At 70.3% G+C, this 13,355-nt stretch carries 1 protein-coding gene (running past one end of the window); it reads right to left on the reverse strand.

What is annotated here, in order from left to right:
• Positions 1 to 13,355: the final stretch of a non-ribosomal peptide synthetase gene (locus NA10_RS05430; protein WP_067564260.1), read on the reverse strand. Its footprint extends 14,938 nt past the window's final position; only the last 13,355 of its 28,293 coding nucleotides appear in the window; the start codon falls outside the window, past its right edge — the gene reads right to left on this strand; the stop codon is at positions 1 to 3.

Genomic DNA, 13,355 nt, shown 5'->3' on the forward strand with positions numbered 1-13,355 from the left:
TTATCCCAGGCGGGCCTCCAGGATCGGGCCGATCTCGGCAGCCTTCTCGGCATTGAGCATGCCGGTGTGCCATTCGTCGATGGGGATCTGCTCGATGTGGCCGCCGATGTGGTTGCGCCAGATCTGGGCGAACCGATCGCGGCCGGATTCTCGGGCGGAGGTGAGCAGCAGGGCATCACCGGTGTAGTGGCCGGGGTCGTAGGGCAGGGGTTTGGAGAAGCTCTCCAGAACTCGCTGAACCTGTTGGGGGGCAAGGATTCCGGCTCGGCTGAGGCGGTCGGAGAGCAGGGCGTAGAAGTCCTCGAGGTTGTCGAAGGTGGGGACTTCGTCGAGTTCGAGGGCATCGCGCCAGCCGCCCAGGATGCGGGCCACCGCTTCGACCACCTCGCTCTGCTGGGGTGCGGGGCTGTCCTCGGCGGCGGTTTCGGGGGTGGCGTCGACGAGGGCGAGCAACCCGACCCGGTGGCCGAGTTCTTGCAGCCGAACCGCCACCGCGTGCGCGATCTGGCCGCCCAGGGACCAGCCCACCAGGTTGTAGGTGGTGTCCGGAAAGCGTTCCAGGAGTTCGCGCACATAGCGATCGGCGTACGCGCCCACCGATTCCAACCGGGGTTCATCGGCGACGATATGCGGGTCCTGGAGGCCGTAGACGGGCCGGTCGGCGGCGAGGTGGCCGACGAGCGAACCGTAGACCCAGGCCAGGCCACCGCCCGGATGGATACAGATCAGCGGTGAGCGGGTTCCGGTGGAGCGCAGGGGAGTCAGGACGCCGAGGGAGATGTTCATTCCCTCGGTGTCACTGTCGATCAGGCGCGCCAATGCCGCCGGGGTGGCATCGGAGAACAGCATGCTCGGCGGGATGCGGCGACCGGTCCGGGCGTGGATGAGCGCGACCACCTGGACCGCGGCCAGGGAATTGCCGCCGAGGGCGAAGAAGTCGTCCTCCGCGCCGACCCGCTCCACCTCGAGCACCTCCGCGAAGACCTGTGCGACAAGATGTTCCGCGGAGGTCGTGGGCAGGCGGAAGGCCCGGGTGGGGTAGACCGGATCCGGCAGTCGCCGGCGGTCGACCTTGCCGGTGGCGGTCATCGGCAATTCGTCCAGGACCATGATGACGTCCGGGACCATATAGCCCGGTAGCCGCTGGCTCACCGCCTCCCGGGTCTTGGCCGGGTCGATCTCGCACCCGGGGCGCGGGACGGCGTAGCCGACCAACCGGACGCCACCGCCCGAGCCGTGCGCCACCACGACCGCCTGTTCGATCTCGGGCAGATCGCCGAGGGCGGCCTCGATCTCGCCGAGCTCGAGTCGCTGCCCGCGCACCTTCACCTGGAAGTCCGAGCGCCCGATGAAGGTCAATGCCGGTGTGCGGGAACCCGATTCGGCGAGGGTCCAGCGCACGAGATCGCCGGTCCGGTAGAGGCGATCACCGGGCGCGCCGAACGGGTCCGCGATGAACCGGGCGGCGGTGAGTCCCGCGCGGCCCCGATACCCGCGGGCTACCCCGGGACCGGCGAGGTACAGCTCACCGACCACGCCGACCGGGACCGGGCGCAGCCACGAATCCAGGACCAGCACCCGTGCTCCGGCGATCGGACCGCCGATATCCACGGCCCGCCCGGGTGCCGACTCGGTGCCGGTCGCCCAGATGGTGGCCTCGGCCGGGCCGTAGAGATTGTGCACCCGGCGACAGCCGGCCACATCGGTGCCCGACCACCTCGACACCAGCTGCGGCGTGCACCGATCACCGCCGGTGAGCAGCACCCGCAGATCGTCGAGTCCGGCCGCGTCCATCGAGACCGCGACGGTGGGGGTGAGGAAGGCGTGGGTGATGCCCTCATCGCGCAGCAGCTCCCACAGGGGTTGTCCGCCATAGACATCCGGCGGCGCGATGACCAGGGTCGCCGAGGCTCCGATGGCCAGCAGCAACTCCAGGATCGCGGCGTCGAAGGTGCGCGCGGCCACGCCCAGGACCCGCGAATCCGGGTCCGCCGCACAGCGCCGCCGGTGATCGGCGAGCACCGCGGCCAGGCCCGAATGCGTCACCTCGACGCCCTTGGGTTCACCCGTGGAGCCCGAGGTGTAGACGAGGTAGGCGGCATTGCCCGCCCGGACCGACGCGAGCCGGTCGCTCTCGGTCACCGGCGCATCGTTCTCGCCCTGAATCCGCGTGAGCTCCGCGGGATCGTCGAGCACCAACCACGACACGCTCTCCGCCGCCAGCGAATCGGAGTGGGCGGCAAGCGTAATTCCCACTCGCGCACCGGAATCCGTGAGTACATGGCGATTGCGCTCGACCGGATGCGCCGGATCGACCGAGACGAAGGCCGCGCCGGTCTTGGCGACCGCCCACACCGCCGACACCCACTCCAGGGAGCGTGGAACACCGACCGCGACCACCGACTCCGGCCCGACGCCCCGCCCGATCAGCAACCGCGCCAGCCGATTCGAGCAGGCATCCAGTTCCCGGTAGGTGAGTCGCCGAACGCCGTCGACCACCGCGTCACCGTCAGGATTCACGACCACTGCAATCGCCAAGATCTCCGTGAGGCGGAGAGCCGTTGGAAGAGCATCACTCTCGGCGTTCCCGCCCAGTTCGCCGAGCAGCCGCTCCCGCTCCCCCGCGGCCATCAGATCGATATCCCGCACCGGCACACCGGGATCGACCGCCACCGCATCCAATACCGTCAGCAGCCGCCGCGCGAAGACCTCGATGGTCGCCGGATCGAAAAGATCGGTGGCATAGCTGATCCCGACCGGCATCGCACCGGTGTCATCGGGCGCGTCGGTGAGCGTGACCGTCAGATCGAACCGTTCGACGCCGATATCCGCGCCCGCGGTGGTCACCTCGATTTCGGGCAGCGTCAGGACCGCCTCGTCCAGATTGTGGAAGGCCAGCATCACCTGGAACAGCGGATGATGCGCCCGGGTCCGCGGCGGATCCAGCGCCTCCACCACCTGTTCGAACGGAATCTCCGCCTGGGCGAACGCCTCCAGATCGACCCCGCGCACCCCGGCGAGCAGTTCGGTGAACGGCAGCGCCTCATCGATCCGGGTGCGCAGCACCACCGTATTGACGAACATGCCCACCAGATCGTCCAGCAGTGTCGAACCGCGCCCGGCCACCGGTGTCCCGATCGCGATATCGGCACCGCTCGACAAGCGCGACAACACGATCGCCAGCGCGGCGTGGAACACCATGAAGACCGTCACGCCCTGTGCGCGAGCCAGATCGCGCAGCCCGGTGACCGTGGCCGGATCCACCGCGAGTTCGAACCGCGCGCCGCGATGGGTGGCGATCGCCGGTCGCGGCCGATCGGCGGGCAGCTCCAGTACCTCGGGCAGCTCCCGCAATTGCCGCGTCCAGTACCCCAGCTGTCGCGCCAGCAGCGAGTCCGGATCGGCGGCCGACCCCAGCAGTTCGCGCTGCCACAGCGCGTAATCGGCGTACTGCACCGGCAGCGGAGCCCACTGCGGCTCCCGCCCCGCATGCCTGGCCGCGTACGCGGAGGCCAGATCCCGCGCCAGCGGAGCCATCGAGAAGCCGTCCGCACCGATGTGGTGCACGACCAGGACGAGCACGAACTCCTGCTCGCCGAAGCACAGCAGGCGCGCTCGCAACGGAATCCGTTGCGACACATCGAACTCCACCGAGACCACGGCGGCCACGGCCGCCACGAGGTCGGCCGCCGCGGTCGGCACGGGCGTGAGGTCGACATCGTTGAGGGCGGCGGACTCCCGCACCGGCACGACCACCTGGTACGGCACGCCGTCGGCGTCGGGGTACCTGGTGCGCAAGACCTCGTGGCGCGCCAGCACATCCCCGACCGCGGCGGCCAGCGCCGCCACGTCCAGCGCTCCGGACAGGCGCAGCACCAGCGGAATGCTGTACGCCACCGAATCCGGGGCGAACCGGTTCACGAACCACATGCGCTGCTGGGCGAATGACAGCGGGATCCGCTCGGGCCGCACCTGCGGCGCCAGTCGCCGCGTGGCCCCCGCACCGCCGGTCCGCGCGGTGCGGGTGCTCAGCGTTTCGGCCAGCGCACCGACCGACGGCGATTCGAACACCTCGCGCACACCGACCTCGAGCCCCATGGTCTCGGCCAATCGCGCCGAAACCCGGGTCGCGGACAGGGAATTGCCGCCCAGATCGAAGAAGTCGTCCTCGACCCCGACCCGCGCCACGCCGAGCACCTCGGCGAAGACACCGGCCACCAGTCGCTCCGTCGCGGTGGACGGCGCGCGGTAGCAGGCGTGCGCCGCCACCGGTTCCGGCAGCGCCGCCCGATCGACCTTTCCGCTACTGGTCAACGGCAATTCCGGCAGGACCATCACCACATCGGGCACCATGAACCCCGGCAGTCGTTCGCCCACCGCCCGTTTGATCCGCACCGGATCCTGCGCAATGCCCGGTGTGGCCACCACGTAGCCGATCAGTCGGGTACCGGTGTCGTGCCGGTGCACCACGACCACGGCCTGTTCGATCCCGTCCAGATCGGTCAGGGCGGTTTCGACCTCACCGGGTTCGAGGCGCTGGCCGCGCACCTTGACCTGGAAGTCCGACCGGCCCAGGTAGGCCAGTACCGCTCGGCCCGACTCGGATTCGGCGGGCAGCCAGCGCACCAGATCGCCGGTCCGGTAGAGCCGTTCCCCGGGCGCGCCGAAGGGGTCCGCGACGAATCGGGCCGCGGTCAATCCCGCGCGGCCCCGATAACCCTGTGCCACACCGGGACCCGAGACGTACAGCTCACCGACCACGCCCACCGGCACCGGGCGCAGCCACGCGTCCAGCACCGTCGCGCCCATGCCCGGAATCGGTGCGCCCATGGTGACCGGATCACCCACGCGCAGTTCGGGACTGATGGTCACGATGATGGTGCTCTCGGTGGGCCCGTAATTGTTGAAGACCCGGCGGCTGCCGGTCGCATCGGTGCGGGACCAGCGCGCCACCTGGGCGGGCGGGCAGGCCTCGCCCGCGAGGATCAGCACCCGCAGTTCGTCGAGTCCAGCCGGGTCGAGCATGGCCGCCACGCTCGGGGTGAGCATGGCGTGCGTAATGCGTTGTTCCCGAATAGCTTCGGCCAGCTCCGGACCGCCGTACACGTCGGCCGGGGCCAGCACCAGCGTCGCGCCGACCGGGAAGGCGAGGGTCATCTCGAGTATCGCCATATCGAAGGTTCGCGCGGTGACGCCCAGCACCCGCGACGCGGAATCGGCCGCGTAGCAACTCCATTGCGCCGCGGCCACCGCCACCAGACCGGCATGGGTGACCTGGACGCCCTTCGGCCGACCGGTCGAGCCGGAGGTGTAGATGACATAGGCGGCATTGCGCACGCGCCCGATGCCGAGCCGTTCGGCATCGGTCACCGGCGTCCGCGGCAGTGCGCGCACCCGCGCCATCACACCCGGGTCGTCCAGCACCACCCAGGACACCCCCTGCTCCGGCACCCGTGCCGCATGGGCGGTCAGCGTAATTCCGAGTCGCACGGCGGAATCCGTGCACACGAAGCGATTGCGCTCCAGCGGGTGCGAGGGATCCACGGGCAGGAAGGCCGCACCGGTCTTGGTGATCGCCCAGACCGACAGCACCCATTCGAGCGAACGCGGCAGCGCGACGGCCACCACGGATTCGGGTCCGGCCCCGCAGGCGATCAGGTGGCGCGCCAGTCGATTCGACTGTTCGTCCAGGTCCTTGTACGTGATGCGCCGGGCACCCTCGACCACCGCATCGCCCCCGGGGTTGAGCGCGACCGCGGCCGCCAGCAGGGCGGGCAAACTCACCCCGCCCGCGATGAGGTCCACGCCCGGCAGGGGTGCGATCTCCCTACGCCGCCCCCAGTCATCCAGCAGCAGCCGTTCCGGCGCGGGCAGCACCTCGATCTCGCGCACCGGCGCGGACGGGGCGGCGACAATCGAGCCGAGCACGAATTCCATTCGCTCGCAGAGCTTCTCGATGGTCGCCGCGGTCAGCAGATCGGGCCGGTACTGGAGCCGAATCCGCATGGTGTCCTGCATGATGACGGTGCAGGACAGCGAGTAGTGCGTGGAGTCGGTACCGGTGACCCCGGTCAGCTTCAGCTCACCGAGCCCGGCGAGGTGTCGGATATCGCCCGCATCGATCGGATACGACTCGAACACCATGAGGGTGTCGAAGAGCGCCTCACCACCGGTGAGCGCCTGGATATCGGCCAGTCCGAGGTGATGGTGGTCGAGCAGGCGCGCCTGCTCGTTCTGGATACGCGCCCACAGCGCCTCGACGGTCTCGGCGGGTTCGCAGCGGATGCGGGTCGGAATGGTGTTGACGAACAATCCGATGGTCCGTGCGGCCCCGGGCAATTCGGCCGGTCGGCCCGAGACGGTGGTACCGAACACCACGTCGGCGCGACCGGTGAAGTGACCGATCACCATGGCCCACACCGATTGCAGCACGGTATTGACGGTGACCCCGGCGACGGCCGCGGTGGCCGCCACCGCCTCGGTCGCCGCGCGGTCGATGATCAGGGATCGATCGACCACCGGCCCGGCGGGTGCGCCGATCCCCGCGGCCCCCGCGATCAGGGTGGGTTCCGCGCCCGAGAGCGCCGCGGACCAGGCCGCCAGGGCGGCCTCGCGATCCCGGGACGCCAACCAGGACAGGAAGTCCCGGTACGACCCCGCCGGGAGCGGGGTGCCACCGCCGTAGTGTGTGAACAGGTCGGTGACCAGCAGCGGCCACGACCAGCCGTCGAGAATGACGTGGTGGTCGGTCAGGATGAGCGCCCATTCGCCCGCGTTCAGTCGCGCGACGGTGCAGCGTAGCAGCGGCGCGGCGGCCAGATCGAAATGGCGTGCCTTCTCCGCCGCCGCCAACTCGGTCAGGGCCGTCTCGGGGTCGGCGTGATCGGTGAGATCGACCAGCTGCCAAGGCAATTCGAGATTTTCGCAGACCACCGCGACGCCCACGCCACCGGCGGTGGTGGCGAAGGCGCTGCGCAGACCCGCGTGCTGCTCCAGTACGGCCGCCGCCGCCCGCCGCAGACGCGGCAGGTCCAGGTCGCCGGTCAGGCGCAACAGCACCTGCGCGGTGTACACGTCCGGGTCGGCGGTATTGCCCGCCAACCGGGCGTGGAAGAGCAGTCCGGCCTGCAACGGGGTCAGCGGCCAGATATCGGACAGGGTCGGATACGCGTTCTCCAGGGCGGTGATATCGGCGGGAGTCAGTGCCAGCAGACCGAAATCCGACGGGGAATGCGCTCCCGCACCGGGGGTTTCGGCATATTCGGCGATGGCGGTCAGCACCTGCGCCCACAGGTCGGCCAGTTCCCGGACCTCCGCGGTAGGGAGCAGGGTGCGCGGGAAACGCAGGGTGGCCCGCAGACGGTCGTCGATGACGATCGCCGAGATATCCATCGCGACGGTGACGGGCATGTCCGGATCGACGGTGACATCCAGATCGCCCAGGCCGCCGTCGACGCCCTCGCCGGTGACCCGGCCGAGGTAGTTGAAGCCGATGCGGCCCGGCACACCATCGGGCAGGGCGGCGGCCGTCTCGGGGTTGAGATAGCGCAGCAGACCGTAGCCGATGCCCTTGTCCGGCAGCGCGTTCAGCGTCTCCTTCACGGCCAGCACCGCCGCCGCGACCGCCGCCCCGCCGGTGCGCACCTCGTTCAGGTCGATTCCGGTCAGATCGAACCGGACCGGGAACATCGAGGTGAACCAGCCGACGGTGCGCGACAGATCCGCGCCGCCGATCGCCTGCTCTTCGCGGCCGTGGCCTTCCAGCCGGACCAGCACCGAGGAGTCGTCCACTCCCCGCCTGGCCCGCCAAAGCCGCACGGCCACCGCCAAACCCGCGAGCAGACCGTCGTTGACCCCGCCGTGGAACACCGCCGGAACCTGCGAGATCAGCGACCGCGTCACCGCTTCCGGAAGCTGGAAGTCGGTCTGCTCCAGCGTTTCGGCGGTATCGCGTGCGGGGTCGAGTTCACGTCCGCCCCACAGTGGATCGGTTCCGGCGACCATGCGCTGCCACAGTTCCAGCTCGCGAACGCGTTCGGGCGAGGCCGCCGCCGCGGCGAGGCCGTGCGCCCAGCGGCGCACGGAGGTGCCGACCGGCGCGAGTTCCGGGGTCGACCCGGACGCCGCCTGTTCGAGCGCGGACAGCAAGTCCGGCACCAGGATTCGCCAGGACACGCCGTCGACCACCAGGTGATGCGCGACCACCAGCAACCAGCCGGGTTCGTCGTCGCAGGGTTCGAGCCAGACGAACCGCACCATCGCACCGCTCGCGGGCGACAGCTGATCCAAGGCCGAATTCAACTGTGCGGCAGCCTGTTCCCGCACATCGACATCCGAGTCGAGGGTGTGCCGCCGCACCACCGCGCCCGCGTCCACACTGCCCGCCGGACGGACCAGCATGGAGTACTCCCCCGAAGCAGCGCGCTGTAGCCGCGCGCGCAGCATGTCGTGACGATCCAGCAGCGCACCCACCGCCGCGACCAGATCGGGGTACGCGGTACCGGCCGGAAGGCGCAGCACCACATGCTGATCGAAGCGGTCGTACCCCCGGCCCCACCCCACCATCCACTGTGCGATCGGCAGCAGCGGCAGTTCGCCGACCCCGCCGCCGGGCAGCTCCGGCACCACACCCGCGCCGGCCGCGCCCGCGATGATCGCCAGGCGCGCCGCGGTGCGCTGTTCGAAGACATCGCGCGGGCCGAACACCACCCCGCGGGCCCGGGCCCGCGCCACCACCTGGATGGAGACGATCGAATCGCCGCCGAGCGCGAAGAAGTCGTCATTGACGCCAACCCGATCGACCCCGAGCACCTCGGCGAACACTTCGGCGAGGATCTGTTCGACAGCGCCGGACGGGGCACGGAAAACCTGTTCCGGCAGCACCGGTTCCGGCAAGGCGCGCCGGTCGATCTTACCGCTGCTGTTCAAGGGCAGCTCGTCGAGCACCAGCAGCACATCCGGGACCATGTACCCGGGCAGGCGCGCGGCGGCCGCCCGGCGGACCTGATCCGCATCGACCGCTCCGGCCACATAGCCCACCAGCCGCGCACCGGTTCCCGCCGAGGGCGTGTGCACGAGCACGACCGCCTGGTCGACACCCGGTACCGCCGCGAGCACGGCTTCGATCTCGCCCAGTTCCAGTCGCTGTCCGCGCACCTTCACCTGGAAGTCGGCGCGTCCCACGAATTCGAGACTTCCGGTGCCCGAACCGGATTCGCCGGCCAGCCAGCGGACCAGATCGCCGGTGCGGTACAGGCGATCACCCGGCCCGCCGAAGGGATCGGCCACGAATCGCGCCGCGGTCGCGGCGGACCGGCCGCGATAGCCGCGCGCCACACCGGCGCCGGAGAGGTACAGCTCGCCGACCGTGCCGACGGGTACCGGCCGCAACCAGGTATCCAGCACCAGCACGCCCGCGCCCGCGATCGGGCCGCCGATCCGCACCGGATGCCCCGGCGTCAGCTCGGCGGCGGTCACCCAGATGGTCGCTTCGGCCGGGCCGTACATATTGCGCAGCCTGCGCGCACCCGCTCGATCGGTGCCCGCCCAGCGCGAAACCAGCTGCGGCCCACAGCTTTCGCCGCCGGTCATGACCATCAGCAGATCGTCGAGACCGGACGGATCCACCGACAGCGCCACCGACGGGGTCAGGAACGCGTGCGTGATCCGCTGCGCGCGCAACAGATCTCGCAGCGGTTGTCCGCCGTACACGTCGGCGGGCGCGAGCACGAGCGCGCTGCTGCCCGAGACCGCGAGCAGCAGTTCCAGAATCGCCGCGTCGAAGGTGCGTGCGGCGACCCCCAGCACCCGCGAATCCGCCTCGGGCGCAGCGTGCCGCAGGTGGTCGGCGACCAGCGCGGCCACACCGGTGTGGCTGACCTCGACGCCCTTGGGCAGGCCGGTCGAGCCCGAGGTGTAGATGACGTAGGCGGTATCGGCCGCTCGAATCACGCGGTGCCGGTCGGCATCGGTGACCGGAGCGTGCGGCACCTGCCGGACCCGTTCGGCGATGGCCGGGTCGTCGAGGACGAACCAGCTCAGGTCCGCGGGGAGTTCCGGTACGTGCTGGAGTGTCGTAATGCCCAGTGCCGCAGCGGAGTCCGCGCACAGGAAGCGGTTCCGATCCAGCGGATGCGCCGGGTCGACCGAGACGAAGGCGGCTCCGGTCTTGGCCACCGCCCAGACCGCGAGCACCCAGTCCAGTGAGCGCGGAACGGCGACGGCGACCACCGATTCGGTCCCGACACCGCGGTCGATCAGCAGGCGCGCCAGGCGATTCGAGCCCGCGTCCAACTCGCGATAGGTGACCCGGCGCTCGCCGTCCACCACGGCGTCCCCGTCCGGATTCGCCGCGACCGCGGCCGCCAGCACGCCCGGCAGGGTCACACCGCCCGAGGACAGGTACCCGTCGTCGAGCGTGACCAGGTCCAGATCCGACAGATCGTTGCGGCCCCATTCGTACACCAGCCGGTGCCGTTCGGGCGCGGGCAGGGTCTCGATCTCGCGGACCGTCCTGCTCGGATCGTGCGCGAGGGCGGTGAGCACGCCGCGCAGACGTTCACCGAGTACCGCGATGGTCGCCGCGTCGAAAAGCTCCGCCCGATACTGCAATCGCAGCCCGAGCGTGTCCCGCAGGACCGCCGTGCAGGTCAGCGGGTAGTGCGTGGAGTCGGCGGCGGTGACGCGGGTGATGGCCAGGCTGCCGTGATCGGCGGCCCGTTCGATATCGCGCATGTCCACCGGATAGGACTCGAGCACCATCAGGGTGTCGAACAGAGCCTTACCGCCGGTGCGGGCGTGGATCTCCCGCAGCCCGATGTGATGGTGATCCAGCAGCGCGGCCTGTTCGGCGTGAAGGCGCGTCCAGAGCCCGGTGATCGTCTCACCGGGGGTGAGCCGCACCCGGGTGGGCACGGTATTGATGAACAGTCCGATGGTGTGCGCGGCGGTGGCGAGTTCACCGGGGCGACCGGAGACCGTCGCGCCGAATACGACATCGGTGCGACCGGTCAACTGCGCCACCACGATCGCCCACGCCGATTGCAGCACGGTGTTCGCGGTGACCCCGGCGGCGGCCGCCGCGGCGGTGAGCGCCCGGGTGGTGTCGGCATCGAGGGTGACGCTCTGATCCGCCACCGTCCCGACGCCCAGGTCCGCGCCCTCGGCCACCAGGGTGGGTTCGGCTCCGTCGAGCGCGCGGTTCCAGGCGGAGAGCGATGCCTCGTCGTCGCGGGTTGCCAACCAGGTAAGGAACTCTCGATACGAACCGCGCGGGCGGGGGGCGTGGTCGCCGGTGTATTCGGCGAGCAGTTCGGTGAGCAGCAGTGGGTAGGACCAGCCGTCCAGGATGATGTGATGGTTGGTCAGGATGAGCGCCCAGCGATCGACGTCCAGGTGGGCGAGGGTGAAGCGCAGCAGCGGGGGGACCGCGAGGTCGAAGGGATGGGCCTGCTCGCGGGCGGCCAGCGCGCTGAGCGCGGCCTCCGGGTCCGGGCTGTCCGTGAGATCGACCAGCCGCCATGGCAATTCGACCTCGCCGCAGAGCACCGAGATGGTCGAGCCGGCGCCGGTGGTGGTGAAGACGGTGCGCAATCCGTCATGCCGCCGGATCACCGCCGCCGCGGCCGCCCGCAGGCGATCGACCTCCAGCGCACCCGTGAGGTGCAGAATCAGCTGTGCGATATAGGCATCGGCGTCGGCCTCCGCATCGGCCAGCTGCGCGTGGAAGACCATTCCGGCCTGCAATCGCGTCACGGGCCAGATATCGGTGAGCGCCGGGTAGGTGCGTTCGAGTGCGGTGATATCGGCTTGGGTCAGCTCCACCAGATCGAAGTCCGAGGGGGAATGCCCACCCGCACCGGGGCTTTCGGCGTGTTCGGCGATCGCGGTCAGCGCCCGCGACCACAGCTGCGCGAATTCCTCGACCTCCTCCCGATCCAGCAGGGTGCGCGGGAATCGCAGGCTCGCCCGGAATTGATCCTGGACCACGATGGCGGAGATGTCGACCGCCACCGTCACCGGCATATCGGGATCCGGGGTGCCGATGAGCTCGCCGAGCCCGCCGTGCACGCCGCCGAGCCCGTCGGTATCGGCGCTGCCGAGTCGGCCGAGATAGTTGAACCCGATCCGGCCCGGCATCCGATCCGGCAGCGACCGCGCCGTCTCGGCATTGCCGTAGCGCAGTAGGCCGTAACCGATTCCCTTGTCCGGCAGTGCCTTCAGGGTCTCCTTGACCGTCAGCACGGCCGCGGAGACCGCACTGCCGCCGGCCGCCACCGCGTCGATATCGATCTCGGCGAGGTCGAAGCGAACCGGGAACATGGAGGTGAACCAGCCCACGGTCCGGGACAGGTCGGCCCCGGGGACCACCTGCTCCTCACGGCCGTGACCCTCCAGGCGGACCAGGACCGACGGGTCGTCGATGCCGCGCCGTGAGCGCCAGATGCGCACCGCCACCGCCAGACCGGCCAGCAGACCGTCATCGACCCCGCCGTGGAAGGCCGCCGGAACGCGGGCGAGCAGGCTCCGGGTGACCGCCTCGGGCAGTTGCATCTCGAGACGCTCGAGGGTCGCGGCGGTATCGATGCTCGGATCCAATTCGCGCCCGCCCCACGCCGGATCGGGGCAGGCCGCCATGCGCTGCCACAGCGCCAGTTCGGCCAGGCGTGCGGGTTCGGTGGCGGCGGCGGCCAGGGCGTGCGCCCAGCGGCGCAGGGAGGTGCCGACGGGCGCGAGTTCCGGGGTCGACCCGGACGCCGCCTGTTCGAGCGCGGACAGCAAGTCCGGCACCAGGATTCGCCAGGACACGCCGTCGACTATCAGGTGATGGGCGACGATGATGAGCCAGCCGGGCCGATCGGCGGCATCGAGCCAGACGCAGCGCAGCATGGATCCGGCGACCGGATCCAGCCGATCCAGCGCCGAATTCAACTGTGCCGCGGCGACCGCCGAGATATCGGCGTCCGCATCGACGGAATACCGGTGCACGATCCGGGCCGGATCGACCGTGCCGGTGGGCCCGACCCGCAGCGACCACGCACCCTCGGCGTCCCGGTGCAGGCGTGATCGCAATATGTCGTGACGATCCAGCAGCGCGCCCACCGCGGCGTGCAACGCGTCGGCGTGCACACCGGCGGGCAGCCGCAGTGCCACATGCTGGTCGAAGCGATTGAAACCGCTGCCCCACTCCACCATCCACCGCGCCACGGGCAGCAGCGGGAGGTCACCGACTCCCCCGCCCGCCAGCTCCGCCAGGCCGTGCGGGACATCGGCGTCGGTGCGGGCGATGCGGGCCAGGCGTGCGGCGGTGCGCTGTTCGAAGACATCGCGCGGACCGAATACGACGCCCCGGGCGC

The organism is Nocardia acidivorans NBRC 108247 (genome assembly GCF_001625085.1).
Lineage (GTDB): Bacteria > Actinomycetota > Actinomycetes > Mycobacteriales > Mycobacteriaceae > Nocardia > Nocardia acidivorans.